The following is a 25421-nucleotide window of genomic DNA, read 5'->3' as shown; positions in this document are numbered from 1 at the left end:
TCCGCGGGTCCTACCATCACCGGTATGACGGAAGTGGCACGGACGCCAGGTGCCGGAGGGGATCCGCAGTCCCGTTCGGCGGCCGCCCAGGGCGAGTCGACCCAGCACGAGTCGACCCGGGGCGAGTCGACACAGGGTGGGCCGATCCAGGGGGCGCCGACGCTGGCGCTCGCGACCGAGTTCGACCAGGCTGACCGTGCCGAATGGCAGCGTCTCGTCTCCGGCGTGCTCGCCAAGACAGGCGCGCTTCCCGAGGGGTTCGACGGTCCTCCGGAGAGCCTGCTGACCACGACGACGTACGACGGCATCGAGATCCAGCCGCTGTACACCGCCTCCGACGCCGCGCCGGACGCCGGATATCCCGGGCTGGCGCCGTTCGTGCGGGGGCGACGTCCCGAGGGCAACGTCGTCACCGGGTGGGACGTGCGCGCGCGGCACGGTCACGCCGACGCGCGTGCGGTGAACCGCGAGGTGCTGGCCGACCTGGAGGGTGGCGTCACGTCCGTGTGGCTGCGGGTCGGCCGCGGAGGTGTGACCGTCGAGCAGATCGCCGACGCGCTGCACGAGGTGCGGCTCGACCTGGCTCCGGTGACGCTCGAGGCAGGGGCGGACTACGTCGCCGCGGCCGAGGCACTGTTGGCGGTCCACGCCGAGCACGGCGTCCCCGACGGCGAGGTCGGCGGTGTGCTGGGCGCCGATCCGATCGGTCTGCACGCGCGCACCGGCACTGCCCACGACCTCGCACCCGCCGCCGACCTGGCCGCCCGCGTCGCCGCGCGGTACCCGCTGCTGCGCACGGTCGTCGCCGACGGGCTGCCCTTCCACCAGGCCGGTGGCTCGGACGCGCAGGAACTCGGCGCGACGATCGCCGCGGGCGTGGCGTACCTGCGCGCGCTCACCGACGCGGGACTCGACGTGGACACCGCGGCCGCGCAGCTGGAATTCCGCTTCGCCGCGACCGCCGACCAGTTCCTGACGATCGCGAAGCTGCGTGCGGCCCGCAGGCTGTGGGCCCGGGTGGCCGAGGTGTCGGGGGCGAGCGAGACCGGCGCGGCGATGCGCCAGCACGCCGTCACCTCGCCGGCGATGTTCACCCGGCGCGACCCGTGGGTGAACATGCTGCGCACCACCATCGCCTGCTTCGCGGCCGGGGTCGCGGGCGTGGATGCGGTCACCGTGCTGCCGTTCGACGACGCGCTCGGCCGCCCCGAGGAACTGTCGTTGCGCGTCGCCCGTAACACCCAGTCCATCCTCCAGGAAGAGACGAAACTCGCCGGCGTGGTCGACCCTGCCGGCGGGTCCTGGTACGTCGAGAAGCTCACCGACGAACTGGCCCACGCGGCGTGGGACGAGTTCACGTCCATCGAGAAGGCCGGCGGGATCACCGCCGAACTGGAGTCCGGCGCCCTCGCGGCACGGCTCGCCGAGACGTGGAACGCGCGCTCGGCCCGCATCGCCACGCGCAAGGACCCGATCACCGGCGTCAGCGAGTTCCCCGCGGCCGACGAGGAGCTGCTCGAGCGCGAACCGTCGGGTTCCGGCGGACTGACCGGCGGACTGCCGCGCGTGCGGTACGCGCAGGAGTACGAGGCGTTGCGCGACAGCGCCGACGCCCACCGCGCGGCCACCGGTGCCCGTCCGAAGGCCTTCCTCGCCACGTTGGGCACGCTGGCCCAGCACACGGCGCGGGCCACCTTCGCGGCGAACTTCCTGCAGGCAGGCGGGATCGAACCGGTCAACCCCGGCCAGGCCGACGGCACCGACGACGTGGTCGCACGGTTCCGCGACAGCGCAACCCCGGTGGCGATCCTCTGCGGAGCCGATGCGACGTACGCCGACCAGGCCGCCGAGGTCTCCGCGGCACTGCGGCAGGCAGGTGCGACGCAGGTGTGGCTGGCCGGGCGGGTGCCGGACGGCGTGGACGCGGCCACCTTCGACGGCACCATCCACATCGGATGCGACGTCCTGGCCGCGTTGACCGGCATCCTCGGCGAACTGGGCGTGACCATCCAACCCGCCGGCGCAACGGACTCTGGGGCGAAGGACTCTGGGGCGATGGACGGAGTGGCGCGATGAGCATCCCCGATTTCTCGGACGTCGACCTCGGCGCACCGTCCGCGGGAGACCGGCAGCGGTGGGCGGAGGCGCTGCAGGCCGCCACGGGCAAGGGCGTCGACGCGCTGGAGTGGGAGACGCCGGAGGGCATCGGCGTCAAACCGCTCTACACCGCCGACGATCTGTCCGACGTGGACTTCCTGAACACGTATCCGGGTATCGCGCCGTACCTGCGCGGGCCGTACCCGACGATGTACGTGAACCAGCCCTGGACGGTGCGGCAGTACGCCGGCTTCTCCACCGCCGCCGAGTCGAACGCCTTCTACCGCCGTAATCTCGCCGCGGGGCAGAAGGGCCTTTCGGTGGCGTTCGACCTGGCGACGCACCGGGGGTACGACTCCGACCACCCACGCGTGGCGGGCGACGTGGGCATGGCGGGCGTGGCGATCGACTCGATCTACGACATGCGCCAGCTCTTCGACGGCATTCCGCTGGACAAGATGTCGGTGTCGATGACCATGAACGGCGCCGTGCTCCCGGTGATGGCGCTCTACATCGTCGCGGCCGAGGAACAGGGCGTCGCACCGGAGAAGCTGGCGGGGACCATCCAGAACGACATCCTCAAGGAGTTCATGGTCCGCAACACCTACATCTACCCGCCGCAGCCGTCGATGCGGATCATCTCCGACATCTTCGCCTTCACCTCCGAGCGGATGCCGCGGTTCAACTCGATCTCCATCTCCGGCTACCACATGCAGGAGGCGGGCGCGACCGCCGATCTGGAGCTGGCCTACACGCTGGCCGACGGCGTCGAGTACCTGCGCGCGGGTGAGGGTGCGGGGCTGGACATCGACGCGTTCGCCCCGCGGCTGTCGTTCTTCTGGGCGATCGGCATGAACTTCTTCATGGAGGTCGCCAAGCTCAGGGCAGCGCGGCTGCTGTGGGCCAAGCTCGTCAAGAAGTTCGGCCCGAAGAACCCGAAGTCGCTGTCGCTGCGCACCCACTCGCAGACCTCCGGCTGGTCGCTGACCGCCCAGGACGTCTACAACAACGTCGTGCGCACGTGTGTCGAGGCGATGGCGGCGACCCAGGGGCACACCCAGTCACTGCACACCAACGCGCTCGACGAGGCGCTCGCACTGCCGACCGACTTCTCCGCGCGGATCGCCCGCAACACGCAGCTGCTGCTGCAGCAGGAGTCCGGCACCACGCGCGTGATCGACCCGTGGGGCGGCAGCGCGTTCGTCGAGAAGCTCACCTACGACCTCGCCCGCCGCGCGTGGGCGCACATCGACGAGGTCGAGACCGCGGGCGGCATGGCCAAGGCCATCGACGCGGGCATCCCGAAGATGCGCATCGAGGAGGCCGCGGCGCGCACCCAGGCGCGCATCGACTCCGGACGTCAGCCCGTCATCGGCGTCAACAAGTACCGGCCCGAAACCGACGAGCAGATCGACGTGCTGAAGGTCGACAACGCCGAGGTCCGCGCCCAGCAGCTCGAGAAGCTCGAACGGCTGCGGTCCGAACGCGACTCCGGCGCCGTCGAGGACGCCCTGCGCAGGCTGACCGGTGCGGCGACGAGCGCGGAAGGGGAAGGGAACCTGCTCGCCCTGGCCGTCGACGCAGCCAGGGCGAAGGCGACCGTCGGCGAGATCTCCGAGGCGCTCGAGAAGGCGTGGGGGCGCCACTCCGGGCAGATTCGTACGATCTCCGGTGTGTACCGCGACGAGGTCGGCAAGTCCGAGGGCGGCGGCGGAATCGACGCCGCGCGTGAGCGGGTCGAGGCCTTCGCCAGTGAGGAAGGACGTCGTCCGCGCATCCTCGTGGCCAAGATGGGCCAGGACGGCCACGACCGTGGGCAGAAGGTGATCGCCTCGGCGTTCGCGGACATCGGATTCGACGTCGACGTCGGCCCGCTGTTCTCGACCCCCGCCGAGGTGGCTGCGCAGGCCGTGGAGGCCGACGTGCACGTCGTGGGCGTGTCCTCGCTCGCCGCCGGTCACCTGTCGCTCGTGCCCGCGCTGCGTTCCGAGCTGGCCGCGCTCGGCCGCGGCGACATCCTCGTGGTGTGCGGCGGCGTCATCCCTCCGCAGGACTACGACGAGCTGCGCGCGGCGGGCGCCGCGGCGATCTTCGGACCCGGCACGGTCATCGCCGACGCGGCCGTCGACCTGCTCGACCAGCTGGAGCAGGAAGGCTAGTGCCGCGCCGCAACGCCATCGATGTCGCGACGTACGCCAAGGGTGTCCGGGACGGCGATCGCGGCATGCTGTCGCGGGCGATCACGCTCGTCGAATCGGCCAAGCCTGAGCACCGCAGGAAGGCCCAGGAGCTGTTGGTCGAACTGCTCCCGCACGCAGGGGGCGCGCGGCGCATCGGCATCACCGGCGTGCCCGGGGTCGGCAAGTCGACATTCATCGACCAGCTCGGCACCCGGCTGACCCAGGAGGGGCACCGCATCGGGGTGCTCGCCGTCGACCCGTCGTCGACCAGGACCGGTGGTTCGATCCTCGGCGACAAGACGCGCATGGCGCGACTGGCGACCGACCCGTCGGCGTTCATCCGCCCCTCGCCGACGTCCGGCACGCTCGGCGGCGTCGCCCGCGCCACCCGCGAGACGATCGTGCTCATGGAGGCCGCGGGCTTCGACGTCGTGCTCGTCGAGACCGTCGGCGTCGGCCAGTCCGAGGTGACCGTCGCGAACATGGTCGACTGCTTCCTGTTCCTCACCCTCGCCCGCACCGGTGACCAACTGCAGGGCATCAAGAAGGGCGTGCTCGAACTCGCCGACGTCATCGCCGTCAACAAGGCCGACGGGGACCACGTCCGCGACGCCAAGCGTGCCGCCCGCGAACTGTCCGGGGCACTGCGGATGCTCTACGGACCCGAGGCGACCTGGACCCCGCCCGTGCTCACCTGCAGTGGCATGACCGGCGACGGGCTCGACGAGGTGTGGTCGACCATCGGCGAGCACCGGGCGGCGCTGGAGGCCTCGGGCGAGCTCGAGGCCAAACGCACCCGCCAGCTCATCGACTGGACCTGGGCGATGGTGCGCGACCAGCTGCTCGACCGGCTCGGTGAGCACCCCGGCGTGCAGGCGGTGGTGCCCGAGGTCGAACGCGACGTGCGGGACGGCAGGATCACCGCCACCCTCGCCGCCGAGCGCATCCTCGGCGCATTCGGGTACGGCTTCGGCGAGCATCCGCGTGGCGAGTGACCACGGCGCGGATTCGCGGGCACACTGGACGTGATGCGTGCCTGTCGTGTGTTCCCCGTTCTCTCCCGCCTCGCGGCCGTCGCGGCGATGCTGGCGGTGCTGTTCGGCACGGCTGCGTTGAGCACGGCCCCCGTTGCCTCGGCCGAGCCGGCGTCGGTGACTGCGGTGTCTTCGGTGTCTTCGGGCGCTGGGGTGTCGAATGCTTCGGTGCCGGATGCCGGCTCGGGTCCGGTGGTGCTGGCACAGGACGACTCCGGTCCCGAACTCGATCCGCAGACCAAGGCCGACGCGGACAAGGCCAAGAGCAAGTTCGTCGTCGCGCTGATCGCCGCGGCTCTGCTGGGCATCATCGTGTGGGGTCGCATCGTGCGCCGCAAACGGTCCAAGAAGAACGGCTGACCGCGCCGCGCACGGGCCTGCCTGACGTCGTCCACGCCCCGCCGCGTCGGCGGCCGTGATCCGGACGGGTGAATCCCCAGGTCGGCGCACATTGAGCCGCGCTCAGTGGTCGGTCACCCGCGGTGGACCGTCGGCGGGTGAACTTCGGGTGGCCGCTCGGCGCAATCTGCCTACCGTCGGTCTAGTCGCTACGACATACGGGTCTCGTGCTCACCTGTTCGGTGCAACACTGGACGTGAGGTTGTCAGAGGGCGACGTCCGCGGCCCTGAAGGGATGCGGCACACGCGGACTCGCGCGGAGGTGTGGTGTGACGGTTCTCGACTCGCGACCCGAGGTGCCGGGTGATCCGGACGGCTCGTCGGACGCTGTGCTCACCGAGGCTGGGGTGAGCGTGGCACCGATGGCCGACCTCGGTGCGGGCAGAGGTCCCGAGTGGCTCGACGCATGGCTCGCGGAGCACGCGGCCGACGTGCTCGCCTGGCGCAGGCACATCCACGCAAACCCGGAACTCGCGCGCCGCGAGTACGGCACCACGGAGCTGATCGCCGGACTGCTGCGGTCGGCCGGACTGGAACCGCGCGTCATGGCCTCCGGCACCGGGCTCGTCTGCGACATCGGTGAGGGCCCGACGTGCGTCGCTCTGCGCGCCGACCTCGACGCCCTGCCGCTCACCGAGGCGAGCGGACTGCCGTTCGCCTCGACGGTCGACGGTGTCGCCCACGCCTGCGGCCACGACCTGCACACCACGATTCTGCTGGCCACGGGCCTGGCACTGGCGAGCGCCGACCACCTGCCCGGCCGGGTGCGGCTGATCTTCCAGCCCGCCGAGGAGGTCATGCCCGGTGGTGCGCTCGACGTCATCCGGGCCGGCCACCTCGAGGGTGTCGAGCGCATCTTCGGTCTGCACTGCGATCCGCGGGTCGAGGTGGGCAAGGTCGGCACCCGGGTCGGTGCGCTGACCTCGGCGGCCGACCTCGTGGAGCTGCGACTGACGTCGCCGGGCGGGCACACGTCGCGTCCCCACCTGACCGCGGACCTGGTGCACGCGCTGGGCACGGTGATCACGTCGTTGCCGTCGCTGCTGTCCCGGCGTGTCGACCCCCGGTCGGGCACCGTGCTGGTGTGGGGAGCCGTGCACGCGGGGGAGGCCGCGAACGCCGTCCCGCAGGACGGTCTGCTGCGCGGCACGCTGCGCACGGCCGACGAACCGACGTGGCAGCTGCTCGAATCGCTCGTCGAGACGTCGGTGGAGTCGCTGCTGGCACCCCTGGGTGTCGGCTACGAGCTGAACTACCTGCGCGGCGTCCCGCCCGTGGTGAGCGAGTCCGACAGCACCCGCCTGTTGCGGGACGGCGTGGAGGCGGCGCTCGGCGCCGACGCGCTGGTCGGCACCGAGCAGTCCTCGGGTGGCGAGGACTTCGGCTGGTACCTGCAGCACGTCCCCGGCGCGTTCGCCCGCCTGGGCGTCTGGCCGGGCGAAGGCCCCCAGCGCGACCTGCACCAGCCGACCTTCGAGGCCGACGAACGCGCCCTCCTCACCGGAACCCGCGTCCTGGTCAACACAGCCCTGAAAACCCTCAACGCCTAACGCCCCTCGCGTGTTGCGCTTTCGGGGCGCCGTGTTGCGGACTCGGGGCCTCGTGTTGCGGATCCACGGTGCCGTGTTGCGGACTCGGGGCCTCGTGTTGCGCTTTCCGGGGCCCGTGTTGCAGGTTCCGGGCCTTGTGTTGTGGCAGCCGGCCGGGCTTCGCGGGGCTGGACGGGTGAGTGCGGCATCGCTGAAGTGGCGCAGCCGTCGTCCCGTGTCCTCAAGTTGTCCACAACGAGGTCAGTTATCCACAGATTTGCTCACAGCTCTCCGTGATGCGTCTCAGCAGGTCACAGTGGCGGCATGTTCAGACCGAACTGGGACACGCACGGTGCGGCCAAGCGGGCCGATCTCCTGCGGACGCTCGGGGAACACACCGTCCGCTCGGCGCTGCGACACGGGCTGCTGAGCCAGCCGTGGCGCGGGGTGGTCGTGGACACGACTCGTTCCCTCGACACCGTGACCCGCTGTGCCGCTGGACTCCTCGCAGCCGGTCCCGGCGCAGTCGTCTCGCACGGCACGGCAGCCGCGCTCCACGGATGCGACGCGGCCGACACCGGCGAGGTGCACGTGACCGTGCCCTACAGCAGCACTGCCCGATCTCGCGGTGCATTGACCGTGCACCGGGACAGATTCGGCGACGACGACGTCGAGTCCCGGCACGGGCTCCCGGTTCTCTCGCTGGCGTCGACGTTGGCGGAGCTGCTGTGCGTCGAACGGAGATGGGTCGCGCTGGCCACCGTCGACCAGGCGTTGGGCGCTGTGCCGGACGACCGGGCCGGGGCGTTGGTGCAGTGCATCAGCAGCAAGCTCACGGCTCGGGACGACCGCCGCGGTGTGCCGGGTGCCCATGCGCTCCTTCAACTGGCGACGGGGGCGGCCGAGTCTCCGCAGGAAAGTAGGTTGCGCCTACTTGTGGTGGACGCCGGTTTCCCCGCGCCGACGCCCCAACTCGAGGTGCGCGACCTGCGCGGCCGGGTCGTCTACGTGTTCGACCTGGCGTGGCCGGAGGTCAGGATCGCGTTGGAGTACGACGGTTACGAGGCGCACGAGGACCGCGGTACCTATGACGCCGAACGTGATCGGCGCATGGCGGACCGTGGGTGGCTCACCGTGAGAGTTCGTAAAGAACAGCTCGCGAGCCCGGAGCCGGTGCTCAACGAGCTGCGGCGGGCGTTCGAGAAGCGGGGCGGCCTGCTTGCGGGGAACACACCGACTCCGCGCCGTCCCCGTTCGCTGCGGCGCTGAACTAACCCGTCTCCGGTACACGATGCGCGGGCGCAAGGCCTGCAGTCGCGGAAACGGGCCACGCGGTCGCCGGTCGGTACGCACCGGCGGGGCGACGCGAGCTGCAACGGCCTCGGATCCGCAACACGCGCCCCCGAGGCCGCAACACGCGCCCCTGGATCTGCAACACGCACTCCGGACTCCGCAACACGCGCCCCCGAGGCCGCAACACGAGCCCCTGGATCTGCAACACGTGCCCCGGAATCCGCGACACGGGCTCGTTACGGGCCGATGCCTTTGCAGGGGCGGGTGCGGAGGTCGTTGACGTAGTCGGCGGGGGCGCCGGCGGCTTCGGCAGCGTCGGCGAGCACCCCGAGATACCGGGCCGAAGGCAGACCGCCCTCGTAGGCGTCGAGCACGTACAACCACGCGAGCACCGACCCGTCCATGGTCTGTACCCGGAGGCGGATCTTGTTGTGCAGACCGAGCTCGTTGCCCTCCCAGCGGTCGAGCTGGCCCTCGTCGAGGGGCGTGACGTCGTAGAGCACCACGAACACCCTGGAGTCGGGGTCCTCCACGATCGTGGAGAGCGCACCTTCCCACAACAGGTCCTCGCCACCGAACGTCAACCGCCAGCCTTCCAGCCAGCCGGTCCCCGCCATCGGCGAGTGCGGCGCTCGCTCGGCCATCTGGGAGGGTTCCATGTTGGACCCGTACGCGGCATAGAGAGGCACGGCGACAGCGTAACGGCCTCTCCGGAAGCCGGAACCCGGCCACGCCTAAAGTGGGCGTGGACGGCGTGTGAGGAGGACACCTGACGTGACCAAGATCGTGATCATGGGCGGCGGACCTGCCGGTTACGAGGCCGCTCTCGTGGCGGCTCAGCACGGTGCGGATGTGACCGTCGTCGAGCGGGACGGTCTCGGTGGCGCCTGCGTGCTCTACGACTGCGTGCCGTCGAAGACGTTCATCGCCTCGTCTGGGGCGCGCGCGAGCCTGCACGGCTACCGCGAGCTGGGGGTCAACGTCGATCTGGACGACACCCGCGTGGACCTGCCGACCGTGCACGGCCGGGTCCGCGGGCTCGCGCTCGCGCAGTCGGCGGACATCCGGGCGCGCGTGCAGCGCGAGGGCGTGCGGGTCGTCAACGGCACCGCGAAGTTCTGCGACGACGAGCCCGGCCTCGCCACCCACAAGATCGCCGTCGCCGGCAAGGACGGTGACGAGGTGCTCGACGCCGACGTCGTCCTCATCGCCACGGGTGCCACGCCGCGGGTGCTGCCGGGTGCGGTGCCGGACGGGGAACGCATCCTCGACTGGCGCCAGCTCTACGACCTGCCCGAGCTGCCCGAACACCTCGCCGTCGTCGGTTCCGGTGTCACCGGTGCGGAGTTCGCCTCGGCCTACACCGAGATGGGTGTGAAGGTGACGGTCGTGTCGAGCCGCGACCGCGTCCTGCCGCACGAGGACGCCGATGCGGCCGCCGTGCTGGAGGAGAGCTTCTCCCAGCGCGGCACGTCGGTGGTCAAGCACGCGCGCGCCGATCGGGTCGAGCGCACCGACCAGGGCGTGACGATCCACCTCGCCGACGGCCGCACCATCGAGGCCAGCCACGCGCTGATGACGGTCGGATCGGTGCCGAACACCGAGGACATCGGCCTCGACCGGGTCGGCATCGAGCCGGGCAAGGGCGGGGCGATCCCGGTCGACCGGGTCTCGCGCACCAGCGCGCCGGGCGTCTACGCGGCGGGCGACTGCACGGGTGTGCTGCCGTTGGCTTCGGTGGCGAGCATGCAGGGCCGCATCGCGATGTGGCACGCGCTCGGCGAGGGGGTCGCCCCGATCCGGTTGCGCACCGTCGCGGCGAACGTGTTCACCCACCCCGAGATCGCGACCGTCGGCATCAGCCAGCAGGCGATCGACTCCGGCGAGGTGCCCGCCCGCACGATCATGTTGCCGCTGTCGACGAACCCGCGCGCCAAGATGGAGGGCGTCCGCCAGGGTTTCGTCAAGCTGTTCTGCCGTCCGGCGACCGGTGTGGTCGTCGGTGGTGTGGTCGTGGCGCCGTCGGCAAGCGAACTCATCCTGCCGATCGCGCTGGCCGTGCAGAACCAGCTGACCGTCGAGCACCTGGCGTTGACGTTCTCGGTGTACCCGTCGCTGTCCGGGTCGATCACTGAGGCCGGTCGCCAGCTCATGCAGCACGACGACCTGGACTGACGCCGTCGCCGTCGGCTGCTGCGAGTGGCACACTGGGTGCACCCGATGAAGGGAGCGCCTCATGGCCGTCCGCGACACGGCGTGGCCGGTGGGCGCTCCGTGCTGGGTCGATCTGACCGCCGACGATCTCGAGGCGACGCGGAGTTTCTACGCCGACCTGCTCGGGTGGGAGTTCGTCGACACGGGCGCGGACTACGGGCACTACTCGATCGCCATGGTCGACCGGCGCCCCGTGGCAGGCGTCGGGCGCGCGAGCGCGGCGTTCTGCGACAACGCGAAGGCCTGGACGACCTATCTGGCCGTGGGCGACGTCGAGGCGACCGCCACCGCGATCACCGAGGCGGGCGGGGAGCTGATCGTGCCGCCCGGCGACGTCGGTGACGCGGCGCGGATCGCCGTCGCGGTCGACGCGGCAGGCGCGGTCTTCGGCGTCTACGAGGGCGGCCGGATGACGGGCACGCAGGTGGTCGGGGTTCCCGGAGCTCCCGCCTGGTACGACTGCATGACCCGCGAATACGCGGCGGCCAAACGGTTCTACGGACTCGTCTTCGGCTGCGGCTTCGACGAACCGAGTCACGGCGACTTCGAGTACGCGACGATCCGGGTCGGCGACGATTCGACGGAGGTCGGCGGCATCGGCGCGCTGCCCGGCACCCTCGACGTACCTCCACACTGGACGACGTACTTCGCCGTCACCGACGTCGACCACACGGTCTCGCAGCTCGTCGACCTGGGCGGCACCGTCCACGGTGGGCCGGTCGACTCGCCGCGGGGCAGGCTCGCGGCGGTCGCCGACCCCGGTGGCGCCTACTTCCGCGTCATCGAAAGCTGACGCCACCACGGCTGCCGGCCAGCAGACACGGAACCGCCGCGGACACCCGGTGGGCATCCGCGGCGGCTCGGCGCGGGCTCTCGGCGCGGGTTCTCGGTACGGCGTGCCGGCGCTACTCGCCGAGAGGGCACACCGCCCGTGGACGACTACTCGACCCAGTCGAACGTCTTGGTCACGGCCTTCTTCCAGTTGTGGTACTCGCGCTCCCTGCGGGCCTCGTCCATGGCGGGCTGCCATTCCTTGTCCTTGGCCCAGTTCGACCGGATGTCCTCTTCGGACTCCCAGAACCCGACGGCGAGACCGGCCGCGTAGGCCGCACCCAGCGCGGTCGTCTCGTTGACCTTCGGGCGGATGACGTCGACCCCGAGGATGTCGGCCTGGAACTGCATGAGCAGGTCGTTGACCACCATGCCGCCGTCGACCTTGAGAGTGCGGAGCGGAACGCCGGAGTCGGCGTTCATCGCGTCGATGACCTCGCGGGTCTGGAACGCCGTAGCCTCCAGCACGGCGCGGGCGAGGTGCCCCTTGTTGACGAACCGGGTGAGGCCGACGATCGCGCCGCGGGCGTCGGAACGCCAGTACGGGGCGAACAGTCCGGAGAAGGCGGGCACGAAGTAGGCGCCGCCGTTGTCCTCGACGGTGCGGGCGTAGCCCTCGACCTCCGCGGCCGAACCGATCATGCCGAGGTTGTCGCGCAGCCACTGCACGAGCGACCCGGTGACCGCGATCGAACCCTCGAGCGCGTACACGGTGTCGTTGTCGCCGATCTTGTAGCAGACCGTGGTCAGCAGGCCGTTCTCCGAGAGCACCTTCTCGTTGCCCGTGTTGAGCAGCACGAAGTTGCCCGTGCCGTAGGTGTTCTTGGCCTCGCCCCGCGACAGGCAGGCCTGGCCGAACGTCGCGGCCTGCTGGTCGCCGAGGATGCCCGCGATCGGCACGCCGCCCAGCGCGCCGCGTTCGCGGACGGTGCCGTACTGCTCCGACGAGGACTTGATCTCCGGCAGCATCGACATCGGAATGCCCATGTCGGCCGCGATCTCTTCGTCCCAGCTGAGGGTGTCGAGATCCATCAGCATCGTGCGGGACGCGTTGGTCGGATCGGTGACGTGGATGCCGCCGTCGACCCCGCCGGTCATGTTCCACAGCACCCACGTGTCCATGTTGCCGAACAGCAGGTCGCCCGCCTCGGCGCGCTCGCGCGCACCGTCGACGTTGTCGAGGATCCACTTGATCTTCGGTCCGGAGAAGTACGTCGCCAGGGGCAGGCCCGTCTTGTCGCGGTACCGCTCCTGGCCCCCTCCGAGTTCGCCGAGGTCGTTGATGATCCGGTCGGTGCGCGTGTCCTGCCAGACGATCGCGTTGTAGACGGGCTTTCCGGTGTTGCGGTCCCACACCACCGTCGTCTCGCGCTGGTTGGTGATGCCCACCGCGACGACGTCGGAGGCGGTGATGTCGGCGTTGGCGAGCGCACCCGCGGCGGTCGCCCTGGTATTGGCCCAGATCTCTTCCGGGTCGTGCTCGACCCAGCCGGCCTGCGGGAAGATCTGCTGATGCTCCCGTTGGTCGACGGCCACGACGCTGCCCGAGTGATCGAAGATCATCGTCCGGGTCGAGGTCGTGCCCTGGTCGATGGCGGCGACAAAACGAGACACAGTTGCTCCAAACTCAGCTCAGGCCACTGACGGCGAGGAAGAGAAGGCCGGCGAGGCCGGCACCGATGAGCGGCCCCACGACGGGGACCCAGGAGTAACTCCACTGAGGGTCACCCTTGCCCTTGATCGGCAGGATCAAGGCGTACGCGATGCGGGGTCCGAGGTCGCGAGCCGGGTTGATCGCGTAGCCCGTCGGACCGCCGAGCGAGTTACCGATCACCAACACGACCAGCGACACACCCGCGTACCCGAGCGCGGCGTTGCCGAAGACCGGCTCCCCGCTGGAACTGACGTCCGCACCCGGGGTGAGCAGGATCCACGCGACGAGAACGAACGTGCCGATGATCTCGGTCACGGTGTTCCACACCTTGTTCGGGATCGTGGGGATGGTCGAGAAGATGCCGAGGGTGTTCTCCGGCTCGGGGTGATCGTCGAACTGCAGCTTGTAGGTCAGCCACGTCAACACCGCACCGAGGACACCACCGACCATCTGGCCCGCCCAGTAGATCGGCACGTCGGCCCACGACAGATCGCCGGACACGGCGAGTCCGAACGTGACGGCCGGGTTGATGTGCGCCCCGGACGGGTCGGCGATGCTCGCGCCCGCGAAGACCGCGAACGCCCAGCCGACGGTGACGAACAGAATCCCTCCGCCGTTGCCGTTCGTCTTGCGCAACACGTTGTTCGCGACGACGGCGGTACCGAGGAGGACGAGCACCGACGTGCCCAGCATCTCCCAGACGAATATCGATCCGGCATTCATAGGCGATCAGCCCTCCAGCTTCGGCACTGCAGACCTCGCGGCGCTGCACTGGTCGGTTCCGCGGGTGCGGCCGGTCCCGAAGCCGGGCGGCGCCCCTGCCGTTTTCGTTCGGATCGCACGCTACTCGCATGTGAGTGATCGCTCAAAGCTTCGTTCGTCGCACTGCGTGCACGCGGACGTGCGAGCGCGGGCGAACGTGCCATGCTGGGAGTGTCCCGGTGATCGGGTACGACGTCGGCGAGGAGGATTACGTGACAGCGCAGCGTGGACGCGACGCGAGGGCAGCGGCTCCGGCACGACTGGGTCCCCAGACCCGCGCGGAGTCGTGGCAGCGGCTCGGCGAGGAGACGTTCGACCTCGTGGTCATCGGCGGTGGTGTCGTCGGTGCGGGCACGGCTCTCGACGCGGCGACCCGAGGGCTGCGTGTCGCACTGGTGGAGGCGCGCGATCTCGCGTCCGGCACGTCGAGCCGGTCCAGCAAGCTGTTCCACGGTGGACTGCGCTACCTGGAACAGCTCGAGTTCGGACTGGTGCGCGAGGCGCTGCGGGAACGCGAGTTGATGCTCACCAGGATCGCGCCGCATCTGGTGAAGCCGGTGAGCTTCCTGTACCCGCTCACGCACCGCGTGTGGGAGCGGCCGTACACCGCCGCGGGCCTGCTGATGTACGACACGATGGGCGGCGCACGCTCGGTTCCCGGGCAGAAGCACCTCTCCCGCGCGGGCGCGCTGCGCATGGTGCCTGCGCTCAAACGTGACGCGCTGATCGGCGGTATCCGCTACTACGACGCGCAGGCCGACGACGCGCGGCACACGATGACGGTCGCCCGCACGGCGGCGCATTACGGGGCCGTGGTGCGGAACTCGACGCAGGTCGTCGGGTTCCTGCGCGAGGCCGACCGGGTGTCGGGTGTGCGGGTGCGGGACGTGGAGAACGGTCAGGAGACCGACGTCCGCGCCCACGCGGTGATCAACGCCACCGGCGTGTGGACCGACGAGTTGCAGAGCCTGTCCGGCAGCCGTGGACGGTTCCGCGTCCGGGCGAGCAAGGGCGTCCACATCGTCGTGCCGCGCGACCGGATCGTCGCCGAGAGCGGCATGATCCTGCGCACCGAGAAGTCGGTGCTGTTCGTGATTCCCTGGCGTAACCACTGGATCGTCGGCACCACCGACACCGACTGGAACCTCGACCTCGCGCACCCGTCCGCGACCCGCAGCGACATCGACTACCTGCTCGAACACGTCAACAAGGTGCTCGCCACGCCGCTGACGCACGACGACATCGAAGGGGTCTACGCCGGTCTGCGCCCGTTGCTCGCGGGCGAGAGCGAGGAGACCTCGAAGCTCTCGCGCGAGCACGCGGTCGCGCGCGTGTCGCCTGGTCTGGTGGCCATCGCGGGCGGCAAGTACACGACGTACCGCGTGATGGCAGCCGACGCCGTCGACGCCGCGGTCGTCGACGTGCCCGAGCGCGTGCAGGAGTCGATCACCGACAAGGTGCCGCTCGTCGGTGCCGACGGGTACCACGCACTCGTCAACCAGGCCGACCACCTGGCGAGCGACCACGGTCTGCACCCGTACCGCGTGCGGCACCTGCTCGACCGGTACGGCTCGTTGATCAGCGACGTGCTGGGGCTGGCCGAGGGCAGGCCGGACCTGCTCAAGCCGATCGAGGCGGCGCCGGACTACCTGCGCGTCGAGGTCGTCTACGCGGCCACCGACGAGGGCGCGCTGCACCTGGAGGACGTGCTGGCGCGGCGCACGCGGATCTCCATCGAGTACCCGCACCGCGGTGTGGACAGTGCCGAGCAGGTCGCCGATCTGATGGCCGAGGTGCTCGGCTGGACCGACGAGCAGCGGGCTCGCGAGATCGAGGTGTACCGCGCGCGCGTCGAGGCCGAGCGCGACTCGCAGGCACAGCCGAGTGACGAGGCCGCCGACGCCAAGCGCGTCGCGGCCCCCGAGGCGAGGGACGGGCTGGCCGAACCCGCCTCCTGAACCGCTCGCCCCGTGCCGCATCCCCGTCGGCTGCCGGACGCCGCGAGGCCGGATCCGACGCGGTCGCGGGTACGGGCGGTCGCGGGTACGGGCGGGAGGAAAAGCCGTGGAGGTCCGTCGATTCCGCCGGTAGCCTCGGCCGGGTGATCGTCGACCGCACGCGGGTGCTGCGCACGCCGCGACTGGTGCTCCGGGCGTTCGTATCGGCGGATCTGGACCCGCTCCATGCGATCCGGTCGCGGGAGGACGTCAACCGCTACCTCTACGAACGTCCGATGTCGAGAGAGGACGTCGCGGCGAAGCTGGCCGAGCGGATCGAGCGGTACTCGACGTTGGCCGAACCGGGGGACACGCTGCGGCTGGCGGTGACGTTGCGGGACGCCGACGGTGAGCCGGGCGAGGTGATCGGTGACGTCAATCTGCACTGGCACCAGGGAGAGCACAAGCAGGCCGAGGTCGGCTACGTCCTGCACCCCGACCATGCGGGGAAGGGCTTCGCCACCGAGGCCACTCGGCCGCTGGTCGAACTCGCCTTCACCGAACTCGGCGTGCATCGGGTGTGCGGACGCCTCGATGCCAGGAACCTGGCCTCGGCCCGCGTGCTCGAGAAGCTCGGCATGCGCAGGGAAGCGCACCTGCGGGAGAACGAGTGGGTCAAGGGAGAGTGGACCGACGAGGCGGTCTACGCCGTGCTCGACCGTGAATGGGACACGGCGAACCGGGGTTCGTCCACTCCGGACGTCTGATGTGGAGCCCTGATGTGGAGCCCTGATGTGGAGCCGGGTCAGGACCGGCGGTGGTTGACCAGGGCGCCGACCGCGAACGCGACGACCGCGGGCAGCAGGAAGACGACCCACGCCTTCGCGACGGTGAAGAACAACACGATCGCCAGCACCGCGGCGATCGGCACCGCGCTCGAGACGAGCTTGTCCTTCCAAGGCTGCGGCGGCGCGGGGGCACCGCGTTCGGGCACGCGAGCGGCGCCGGCCCTGCGCGGCCCTTCGAGGACGCTCGGCCGAGGCTCGGGCAGATCGGCGAACAACGGCTTCAGGTCCTTGCGGTACTTCGCGGTGCTGACCTGAACCGAACGCTCGTCGAACTCGCTCAACTCGAGGCGTCCGGTACGTACGTGCTCGGACAGCGCGTCCAGAGCTTCCTGGCGCTCAGCATCGCTGAGTCGCAACTCGGATCGGTCAGCAGCCACACCCCGATCGTATGCCCGCCCGTCACACGGGTGCCACGGCTTCGCGCAACCGTTGCCCGCTGTTCAGTACTCCCGAGGGCCCCATGGTCGCGCCCACCCGTCGCCCACCACCGCCCAAACGGACACGCTCCGCGTGGCAGTGCTCGACTCCATGCAACTATGGGGCCCTCGGGAGCTGCACTCAGTCCTTCAGCTCGAGCAGGACGGCACCCTGGCTGACCGTGGCGCCGACGTCGGCCGACAGGCCGGTCACGGTGCCGGCCTTGTGGGCGGTCACCGGGTTCTCCATCTTCATGGCCTCGAGCACCACGATGAGTTCGCCCGCCTCGACCTGCTGGCCCTCCTCGACGGCGACCTTGATGACGGTGCCCTGCATCGGGGCGGTCACCGCGTCGCCGCTGACCGCCGCCTTGCCACCGCCGCCACGCTTGCGCGGCTTGGCTTTCTTCGCGGCACCAGCGCCCGCACCGGCACCACCACCGACGGCTGCGAGGCCCGCGGGCAGCGACACCTCGAGGCGCCTGCCGCCGACCTCCACCACGACGTTCTGCCGCGGCTCCTCGTCGGTCTCGGCCTCGCCGTCGCCGGTGTAGGGCTCGATGGTGTTGTCGAACTCGGTCTCGATCCACCGCGTGTGCACCGAGAAGTTCTTGCCGTCGCCGACGAACGCCGGGTCGCGCAGGATCGTCCGGTGGAAGGGCAGCACGGTGGCCATGCCCTCGGCGACCATCTCGTCGAGGGCGCGGCGGGAGCGTTCGATGGCCTGGTCGCGGTCGGCGCCGGTGACGATGACCTTGGCCAGCATCGAGTCGAACTGCCCGCCGATGACGGTGCCGGTCTCGACGCCGGAGTCGACGCGCACGCCGGGCCCGTCGGGGAACTCCAGCTTCGTCACCGTGCCCGGGGCGGGCAGGAAGCCCCGGCCTGCGTCCTCGCCGTTGATGCGGAACTCGATGGAGTGCCCGCGCGGTGTCGGGTCCTGGGTCAGCGGCAGCACGCCGCCCTCGGCGATGCGGAACTGCTCGCGCACCAGGTCGAGGCCCGTCGTCTCCTCGGAGACGGGGTGTTCGACCTGGAGCCGCGTGTTGACCTCGAGGAACGAGATCGTGCCGTCGACCCCGACGAGGTACTCGACCGTGCCTGCGCCGTAGTACCCGGCCTCGGCGCAGATGGCCTTGGCCGAGGAGTGGATCGTGGCGCGCTGCTCGTCGGTGAGGAACGGCGCGGGCGCCTCCTCGACGAGCTTCTGGTGCCTGCGCTGCAGCGAGCAGTCGCGGGTGCCGACGACGATGACGTTGCCGTGCTGGTCGGCGAGAACCTGGGCCTCGACGTGGCGGGGCTTGTCGAGGTAGCGCTCGACGAAGCACTCGCCGCGGCCGAACGCGGCGACGGCCTCGCGGGTGGCCGACTCGAACAGCTCGGGGATCTCGTCGATGGTGCGGGCGACCTTCAGGCCGCGGCCGCCGCCACCGAAGGCGGCCTTGATGGCCACCGGAAGTCCGTGCTCCTGCGCGAACGCGACGATCTCGTCCGCGCTGGCCGCCGGGTCCTTCGTGCCGGGCACGAGCGGGGCGCCCGCCTTCAACGCGATGTGCCGCGCGGTCACCTTGTCGCCGAGGTCGCGGATCGCCTGCGGGGAGGGGCCGATCCACGTCAGCCCGGCGTCGATGACCGCCTGCGCGAAGTCCGCGTTCTCGGACAGGAAGCCGTAGCCGGGGTGGACCGAATCGGCGCCCGAACGCTTCGCGGCGTCGAGCAGCTTGTCGAACACCAGGTAGCTGTCGGCCGCCGTCTGCCCGCCGAGCGCGAACGCCTCGTCGGCGAGCCGGACGTGCGGTGCGTCCCGGTCCGGATCGGCGTAGACGGCCACGCTCGCGATACCCGCGTCCTTCGCGGCCCGGATCACGCGTACCGCGATCTCGCCACGGTTCGCGATGAGCACCTTCGTCACGCTGCCTCGCTCCGGCACGCCTACCTCCATGTCACGCCGTTCTCGATCGGAGTCTACGGACCGGAGGGAGGGCATCGGTGAGACCCGAGTCACGGCCGGGTGAGCCGGCGCGGTGGTGCGCTCACGCGGTGCGGCGCAGCTCCTCGGGGATCTTGGCGTCGAGCAGGATGAGCTCGTACGGCTGCGACTCGTGGAGGGCCGGCAGGTCGGAGGTCTGCACGAGCATCCACGGCTGGTGCGGGCCGCAGCACTCGACGAGGCGGTCCACGGCGGAGTAGGCCAGCAGCGCGAGGCGTCCGTCGGGGGTGCGGCGCAGCTCGATGTCGGCCTGCTCGGTGGCGGTTCCGTGGTGCGGGCCGGTCGGCAGGTACACGACGGGCGGAAGCTGGGGGTTCGTCACCGCGACGACGGTAGCCGTGCGCGGTCCGTGACCCACCTTGTCCCACGACCCAGCGATAGGCCGCGGACGCGGGGTGATCGATCTCGGCGACATCTAGGCTCGGTGGGGTGTCCAGCCAGTCGTGGTCGCGGCCGCCGAGGCCGGTGCTGCTCACCGCGGCCGTCGCCGTGGTGGTCGTGGTGGCGTCGTTGCTCGTCGCCGTCCTCGTGCGTCCCGGGGAGGAACGTGACTCCGCCGACGGGCTGTCGATGCCGACCGAGACCGGCGACGCGGGCTGCGGTGGCGGCCCGTGCCGGGTCGTGGCGTCCGATTCGGTGAACGGCATGCCGGTCGAGCTGCTCGCCGACGCCCGCGGCTCGGTGGCGCGGTTGCGCGCGGGCGGTCCGACGTCGGGCAGCATCGCCGAGGTCACGGTCGCCTCGATGGGGGTGCCGCTCAACCGAGACTCGCTGCGCTGCGAGGAGAGCGCCACGCCGGTGTGCCTGGTGCGCGGGCCGCACGACGGCGGCGTGGTCGGCGAGGTGCACATCTGGCAGGGCGACAACTGGCGGTCCGATCAGCGGCCGTACTTCTCCGACGCGGGAAGCGTGACGCTCGACGACGTGGACGCCGACGACGTGCCCGAGGTGCTCGTGGTCAGCCACGACTGCAGTGACGTCGACAGCGTGTCGGCCTGCCAGGTCGCGCCCGTGCTGGTCGAGGTGTTCGACCTCTCGGGCGGGACCGTCGGCTGCACCGACATCTACGGCTCACCCGGTTCACTGCGCGGCTGGCCCGAGGTGGACGTCGAATCGTCCGAGCTCATCCCCTGTTCCTGACCTCGCCCGCGTTGGGCCGGTGCGCTCGCCTGCACCTCGGCGCCCGAATCCGCGCGCGTGCCTGTGAACCGGATCTCACGGCGGCATCTTTCATCTAAGGCTTACCTAACGTACGGTTCTCATTCGTTAGGTAAGGCTAACCAGACGTTCGGGTCTGCCTGCTCGACTCGGCGTCGACGAGGAGTGAACGACGTGTCATCCGAGGGAGTTGCCTGAGTGTCCTCACCGGTCCTCGCCCGGCCACGGCCCGAATACGGAGCCGGGGATCTGCTGACGGCGTATCTGCCCGGCTCGTTCTACTACTCGTCGCCCGGCGGCACGCTGCTGGCCGACGGCGTCCACGCGATCGTGCGCCGCGGCGCAGGCGGTTCGCACGCCGACGCGGCCGCGCGGGCGCTCGCGCAGGCGCGTGAGGCGGGCGTGGCCGAACCGATCGTCGCCGGCGCCATCGGCTTCCGCCCGGACGGCGAGTCCAGCCTCGTGGTGCCGTCGGTCGTGCGGCGCGCACCCGCCCCCGAAGCCGGGGACGTGCAGGGCACGCACGGTGCTGCGGCGCGCTCGTGGACCGTCACCCCCAGGCCGGAACCCGCCGACTACGTCGAGGCCGTGCGCAAGGCGCTGCTGCACATCGAGACCGGCGACATCGACAAGGTCGTCCTGGCCCGCGCGCTCGACCTGACCGCCGACGAGCCGGTGTCCGTGCCGCCGCTGCTGGCCAGCCTGGTGTGGGCGAACCCGGCCGCGCACGCCTTCGCCGTCGACGTCACGGCCCCCGGCGACCCGGCCGCCCGCACGCTGTTCGGCGCGAGCCCGGAGCTGCTCATCTCCCGCACGGGCAACACCGTCGTGGTCAACCCTCTCGCGGGATCGCGCCCGCGCGTGGCCGACGACCCCGACGACGCCGAGAACCGTCGGCGGATCGACGACCTGCGTACCGCCGAGAAGGACCGCGCCGAACACGAGATCGTGGTCCGCCAGATCGTCGACGTGCTGCGGTCGCTGTGCTCCGAGCTCGACGTGCCCGACCCCGAGGTGATCGGCACCCCGACCATGTGGCACCTGTCGACGCGGATCACCGGCACGCTGGCCGCACCCGACGACCCGGCGTCCTCGTCGCTGGCGATCGCCGAGGCGCTGCACCCGACGCCCGCGGTGTGCGGGGTGCCGACGTCGACGGCGCGCGACGTCATCGCCGACCTCGAACCGACCGACCGTGGGTACTACGCGGGTCTCGTCGGCTGGACCGACGCCGACGGCGACGGCGAGTGGGTCGTGACGATCCGCTGCGCCGAGGCGGCAGGGCAGGCCGTGCGGGTGTACGCGGGGGCGGGCATCGTCGCCGGGTCCGACCCCGATGCCGAACTGGCCGAGACGAGCGCGAAGTTCGGCACGCTGCTGGCGGCGCTGGGCGTGGACGGGGGAGCGCGATGACCGGCGGTCCGGACCACACGCCATGGCCCGCCGCGGACGCGGCGCGGTACCGGGCGCTCGGGTACTGGCAGGGGCAGACGTTCGGCACGTGGCTCACCGGCCTCGCCGAGGCGTACGCGGAGCGCACCGCGGTCGTGGGCGTCAGCGCCGAGGGCGGCGAGCAGGTGCGATGGACCTACGCCGAGCTCGACGACCGTGCCCACCGGCTGGCGGCCGGGTTCGTCGAGCGCGGCATCGCCGACGGGCAGCGGGTCATCGTGCAGCTGCCGAACGTCGCCGAGTACGTGCCGGTGATCTTCGGGCTGTGGCGTGCGGGCGCGTTGCCCGTGTTCGCGTTGCCCGCGCATCGGCGTTCGGAGCTGACACACTTCGCGGCGCACGCCGAGGCCTCGGCAATCGTCACCGTGGGCGAGCACGAGCGGCACGACTTCGCCGCGGAGGCGCGCGCGGTGGCCGGTGACGTGCCGTCCGTGCGCAACGTGTTCGTGGTGGGCGAGGCCGAGTTCGCCGAACTGGCCGCCGCGGAGCCGAAGGAACTGCCCGATCCGGACCCGTCCGGGCTGGCGTTCCTCCAACTCTCCGGCGGCAGCACGGGAATGTCCAAATTGATCCCGCGCACCCACGACGACTACCTCTACAGCGTCCGGGAGAGCGCGCGGATCTGCCGCCTGCGGCCCGAGAGTGTGTACCTCGTGGTGCTGCCGGTTGCCCACAACTACCCGATGAGTTCGCCCGGAATCCTCGGCGCGCTGCACGCGGGATCGACCGTGGTGCTGTCGCCGCGTCCCGACGCCGACACCGCGTTCGGGCTGATCGAGTCCGAGGGTGTCACGATGTGCGGTGTGGTGCCGCCGCTGGCCGCCGCGTGGGTGCAGGCGGCCGCGCGCACGACGCGGGATCTGTCCACACTGGAGGTTCTGCTCGTCGGTGGGGCCAAGTGCGCCAGGGAACTGGCCGAGCGGATCGAGCCCGCACTCGGGTGCAGGCTGCAGCAGGTGTTCGGAATGGCCGAGGGCCTGGTGTTCTACACGCGACTCGACGATCCGGACGAGCTCGTCCTGTCCACGCAGGGCAGGCCGATCTCCCTCGACGACGAGATCAGGGTCGTCGACCCCGACAACCCCGAGGCGAGTTCCGACGACGTCGTCGAACCCGGCCAGGCGGGCGCGCTGCTCACGCGCGGCCCGTACACGATCCGCGGCTACTACCGCGCGGCCGAGCACAACGCCACGGCGTTCACCCCCGACGGCTTCTACCGCACCGGCGACCTCGTCCGGTTCCACCCCTCCGGGCACGTCGAGGTCGTCGGCAGGGTGAAGGAACAGATCAACCGCGGCGGCGAGAAGGTCGCGCCCGAAGAGGTGGAGAACCACCTGATGGCGCATCCCGACGTCGTCGACGCGGCGGTCGTCGGCATGTCCGACGACTATCTCGGCGAGCGCACGTGCGCCTACGTGGTGCCCGCCGATGGTGCCGAGCCCGCCGAGGCGGAGCTGCGCCGGTTCGTCCGTGAGCGAGGGGTCGCCGCGTTCAAGGTGCCCGACCGCGTGGTGCTGACCGGTGAGTTCCCGACGACCGGGGTCGGCAAGACGAGCAAACGGGAGCTGCGGGCACTGCTCGCGGCCCAGGCGAAGAACGGGTGATGTGGTTGTCCCTGCCGAAGATCGAGCCCTACCGTCTGCCCACATCGGACGAACTGCCGTCCGGCCGGGTCGACTGGCGCCTCGACGCGAGCCGGGCGGCGTTGCTCGTGCACGACATGCAGCGCTATTTCCTGCGGCCGTTCGCGGGTGCTCCTGTTCCGGACGTGATCGCCAACATCGCCGCGCTCGTCGACAAGTGTCACGAGCGTGGCGTGCCGGTGTACTACACGGCCCAGCCTGCGAAACCGCCGCAGGGCGAACGCGGCCTGCAGACCGACTTCTGGGGCGAGGGCATGCGTGCTCACGTGGATGCCGATCCCGGCGTGGCCGATGTCGTCGACGAGCTGGCACCGTCCGATGCGGACACGGTGCTGGTGAAGTGGCGCTACAGCGCCTTCCAGCGCAGTGACTTCGCCGAGCGGCTCGCCGCCCAGGGCCGCGACCAGCTGATGATCACGGGCGTCTACGCCCACATCGGCTGCCAGGCCACGGCGCAGGAGGCTTTCATGCGGGACGTGCGCCCGTTCCTCGTCGCCGACGCGGTCGCCGATTTCTCCCGCGAGCGGCACGACCAGGCGTGTGCGTATGTCGCGGGCGTGTGCGGCTCCGTCGTCGACACCGCGGCCGCGAAGGATGCGCTGACCGCACCGGTGCCCGCGGCGGCGCTGTAGCGGTGCCGTACCCGGCGCTGTAACCGAGATCCACCACGACAGGGGACGACAGACATGGCTGAACCCACCACCGGACCGATCACCGAGTCGGCGATCCGTGCCGATGTGGCCGAACTGCTCGGACGGGATGCCGACGGCATCGCCGCCGACGAGAACCTCATGGATGCCGGGCTCGACTCGATCCGCATCATGAGCCTGATCGAGCGTTGGCGTGCCGCGGGCGCGGACACGGTCGAGTTCCCCGACCTGGCCGAACGGCCGGAGCTGGGGCACTGGGTGTCGCTCCTCGTGAAGGAGGACGCGTGACTGACAATCGCGGAGCTCTGGGTCATGGCGTCCGACCGGGTTGGGCCCCCGCTGTGGCACGCTTTTCCGCCACAGCAGGGGAGGGTGTCCCGCAAAACACAGTGGAGGACGCATGACTCGGGTTGATCATCGGCATCGGCACTTGGATCGCATTGCGGAGGTGCGTGCGGGGCGGGTGGCCGAGAAGGTGGGGTATCCGATCGGGATCCGCACGTTGGAGGTCGTGCGCACCGAGATGGTCGGTTCCGGCCTGATCCGGCTCACGCTCGGTGGGTCCGGTGTGGACGGTTTCGAGGCGCATGTGCCGGACGAACACGTCAAGCTGATCTTCGCCGATCCGGACGGCACGCTGCGGTTGCCGGAGCCGAACGGCACGATGCTGAAGTGGCCGCGTCCCTCGCCGATCTCGCGGGAGTACACGGTGCGCAGGTTCGACCCGGTCGCCCGTGAGCTCGACATCGACATCGCGGTGCACGACGGTGGTCTGGCCGCGGAGTGGGCGCGTACGGCGCGGATCGGCGAGTCGGTGCACGTCGCGGGCCCGCCGGGGGGACTGGTCGTGCCGACCAGTTACGACAAGTACCTGCTGGCCGGTGACATCACCGCGTTGCCCGCGATCGCCAGGTGGCTCGAGGAGATGCCGCCGACCGCGGAGGGTTGGGCGGTGATCGAGGTGGCCGATGCGTCCGAGGAGATCCCGTTGGACGCCCCGGCTGGGGTCGAGGTGCGCTGGTTGCACCGGGACGGCGCGGCGCCGGGCACCACCGATCTGATCGAGCGCGCGGTGCGTTCGCTGCCGGTGCCGGGTCCTTCCGACGACGAGCGGCTGTACGTGTGGCTGGCCGGTGAGGCGGGCACGCTCAAGCCGCTTCGCCGTTGGGTGCGCGACGAGCTCGGGCTGTCCAAACACGACCACGACATCACCGGCTACTGGAAGCGCGGCGTCGCCGACTACGACGACGACCACGGTCACGAGCACGACCACGAGCATCACCACGGCCACGGACACGACCACCCCCGCGGCTGAGGAGGGCGGGCCACCGCCT

General features: G+C 70.7%; 22 protein-coding genes. 16 read left to right on the top strand and 6 right to left on the bottom strand.

Annotated features, from left to right (window positions below; all coding sequences use genetic code 11):
• The first annotated feature begins 24 nt into the window (after positions 1-24).
• The 6 genes from IF64_RS0121155 to IF64_RS0121130 all read left to right on the top strand — a co-directional run bounded on the left by IF64_RS0121155 (position 25) and on the right by IF64_RS0121130 (position 8508).
• A complete protein-coding gene (locus IF64_RS0121155) occupies positions 25-2076 on the top strand; it encodes a methylmalonyl-CoA mutase family protein (RefSeq protein ID WP_084706001.1) in 2052 nt (683 codons plus the stop codon).
• Complete coding sequence (gene scpA / locus IF64_RS0121150; RefSeq protein WP_030533901.1) at positions 2073-4256, top strand: methylmalonyl-CoA mutase; 2184 nt, start codon at positions 2073-2075, stop codon at positions 4254-4256. The genes IF64_RS0121155 and scpA overlap by 4 nt, the downstream gene beginning before the upstream one ends.
• Entirely contained in the window at positions 4256-5272 is a 1017-nt protein-coding gene (gene meaB / locus IF64_RS0121145; protein ID WP_030533900.1) for a methylmalonyl Co-A mutase-associated GTPase MeaB, read from the top strand. The genes scpA and meaB overlap by 1 nt, the downstream gene beginning before the upstream one ends.
• A 33-nt stretch (positions 5273-5305) precedes the next feature.
• On the top strand, positions 5306-5671 hold the full coding sequence (locus tag IF64_RS0121140) for a hypothetical protein (protein ID WP_246134836.1): 366 nt from the start codon (positions 5306-5308) through the stop codon (positions 5669-5671).
• Between the two features lie 308 nt (positions 5672-5979).
• A complete protein-coding gene (locus IF64_RS0121135) occupies positions 5980-7260 on the top strand; it encodes a M20 family metallopeptidase (protein WP_030533898.1) in 1281 nt (426 codons plus the stop codon).
• Between the two features lie 303 nt (positions 7261-7563).
• On the top strand, positions 7564-8508 hold the full coding sequence (locus IF64_RS0121130) for a DUF559 domain-containing protein (RefSeq protein ID WP_048807506.1): 945 nt from the start codon (positions 7564-7566) through the stop codon (positions 8506-8508).
• 260 nt (positions 8509-8768) lie between these two features.
• On the opposite strand, the gene IF64_RS0121125 is transcribed toward IF64_RS0121130, so the two are convergent.
• The gene (locus IF64_RS0121125; RefSeq protein ID WP_036877392.1) at positions 8769-9221 is read right to left on the bottom strand and encodes a gamma-glutamylcyclotransferase; all 453 of its coding nucleotides are present in this window, start codon (positions 9219-9221) and stop codon (positions 8769-8771) included.
• Positions 9222-9306: 85 nt separating this feature from the next.
• Between IF64_RS0121125 and IF64_RS0121120 the strand changes: the two genes are divergently transcribed.
• Positions 9307-10707, top strand: a complete 1401-nt coding sequence (locus IF64_RS0121120) for an NAD(P)H-quinone dehydrogenase (RefSeq protein ID WP_030533895.1) — start codon at positions 9307-9309, stop codon at positions 10705-10707.
• A gap of 61 nt (positions 10708-10768) precedes the next feature.
• Positions 10769-11539, top strand: coding sequence for a VOC family protein (locus IF64_RS0121115; protein ID WP_030533894.1), 771 nt, complete (start codon positions 10769-10771; stop codon positions 11537-11539).
• A gap of 146 nt (positions 11540-11685) precedes the next feature.
• Here IF64_RS0121115 and glpK read toward each other — a convergent pair whose 3' ends face one another.
• Both glpK and IF64_RS0121105 read right to left on the bottom strand, forming a co-directional pair.
• Positions 11686-13191 carry a glycerol kinase GlpK gene (gene glpK, locus IF64_RS0121110; protein ID WP_030533893.1) on the bottom strand — a complete coding sequence of 502 codons (1506 nt, stop codon included), beginning with the start codon at positions 13189-13191 and terminating at the stop codon, positions 11686-11688.
• Positions 13192-13204: 13 nt separating this feature from the next.
• The gene (locus tag IF64_RS0121105; protein ID WP_030533892.1) at positions 13205-13954 is read right to left on the bottom strand and encodes an MIP/aquaporin family protein; all 750 of its coding nucleotides are present in this window, start codon (positions 13952-13954) and stop codon (positions 13205-13207) included.
• 251 nt (positions 13955-14205) lie between these two features.
• Between IF64_RS0121105 and glpD the strand changes: the two genes are divergently transcribed.
• Positions 14206-15951, top strand: coding sequence for a glycerol-3-phosphate dehydrogenase (glpD, locus tag IF64_RS0121100; protein WP_030533891.1), 1746 nt, complete (start codon positions 14206-14208; stop codon positions 15949-15951).
• A 146-nt stretch (positions 15952-16097) separates the two neighbouring features.
• Positions 16098-16697: a GNAT family N-acetyltransferase gene (locus IF64_RS0121095; RefSeq protein ID WP_030533890.1), complete on the top strand. Its 600-nt coding sequence runs from the start codon at positions 16098-16100 to the stop codon at positions 16695-16697.
• Between the two features lie 38 nt (positions 16698-16735).
• Here IF64_RS0121095 and IF64_RS0121090 read toward each other — a convergent pair whose 3' ends face one another.
• The 3 genes from IF64_RS0121090 to IF64_RS0121080 all read right to left on the bottom strand — a co-directional run bounded on the left by IF64_RS0121090 (position 16736) and on the right by IF64_RS0121080 (position 19506).
• Positions 16736-17155, bottom strand: a complete 420-nt coding sequence (locus tag IF64_RS0121090; protein ID WP_030533889.1) for a DUF1707 SHOCT-like domain-containing protein — start codon at positions 17153-17155, stop codon at positions 16736-16738.
• Between the two features lie 181 nt (positions 17156-17336).
• A complete protein-coding gene (locus IF64_RS0121085) occupies positions 17337-19136 on the bottom strand; it encodes an acetyl/propionyl/methylcrotonyl-CoA carboxylase subunit alpha (protein ID WP_145600609.1) in 1800 nt (599 codons plus the stop codon).
• Positions 19137-19227: 91 nt separating this feature from the next.
• The gene (locus IF64_RS0121080) at positions 19228-19506 is read right to left on the bottom strand and encodes an SAV_915 family protein (RefSeq protein WP_030533887.1); all 279 of its coding nucleotides are present in this window, start codon (positions 19504-19506) and stop codon (positions 19228-19230) included.
• A gap of 107 nt (positions 19507-19613) precedes the next feature.
• Between IF64_RS0121080 and IF64_RS0121075 the strand changes: the two genes are divergently transcribed.
• The 6 genes from IF64_RS0121075 to IF64_RS0121050 all read left to right on the top strand — a co-directional run bounded on the left by IF64_RS0121075 (position 19614) and on the right by IF64_RS0121050 (position 25402).
• Entirely contained in the window at positions 19614-20324 is a 711-nt protein-coding gene (locus IF64_RS0121075; RefSeq protein ID WP_246134837.1) for a hypothetical protein, read from the top strand.
• A 216-nt stretch (positions 20325-20540) separates the two neighbouring features.
• Entirely contained in the window at positions 20541-21755 is a 1215-nt protein-coding gene (locus IF64_RS0121070; protein ID WP_030533885.1) for an isochorismate synthase, read from the top strand.
• A complete protein-coding gene (locus tag IF64_RS0121065; RefSeq protein ID WP_030533884.1) occupies positions 21752-23398 on the top strand; it encodes a (2,3-dihydroxybenzoyl)adenylate synthase in 1647 nt (548 codons plus the stop codon). Before IF64_RS0121070 ends, IF64_RS0121065 begins: the two co-directional genes overlap by 4 nt.
• Positions 23398-24069, top strand: a complete 672-nt coding sequence (locus tag IF64_RS0121060; RefSeq protein ID WP_030533883.1) for an isochorismatase family protein — start codon at positions 23398-23400, stop codon at positions 24067-24069. The genes IF64_RS0121065 and IF64_RS0121060 overlap by 1 nt, the downstream gene beginning before the upstream one ends.
• 54 nt (positions 24070-24123) lie before the next feature.
• Positions 24124-24375: a phosphopantetheine-binding protein gene (locus tag IF64_RS27745; RefSeq protein ID WP_030533882.1), complete on the top strand. Its 252-nt coding sequence runs from the start codon at positions 24124-24126 to the stop codon at positions 24373-24375.
• A gap of 112 nt (positions 24376-24487) precedes the next feature.
• The gene (locus IF64_RS0121050) at positions 24488-25402 is read left to right on the top strand and encodes a siderophore-interacting protein (RefSeq protein WP_030533881.1); all 915 of its coding nucleotides are present in this window, start codon (positions 24488-24490) and stop codon (positions 25400-25402) included.
• Positions 25403-25421 lie beyond the last annotated feature (19 nt).

The organism is Prauserella rugosa, assembly GCF_000719975.1.
In the GTDB taxonomy this organism is placed as follows: Bacteria; Actinomycetota; Actinomycetes; order Mycobacteriales; family Pseudonocardiaceae; genus Prauserella; species Prauserella rugosa.
Note: the sequence above shows the minus strand (reverse complement) of the source record. Positions and strands in the feature narration are given on the sequence as shown.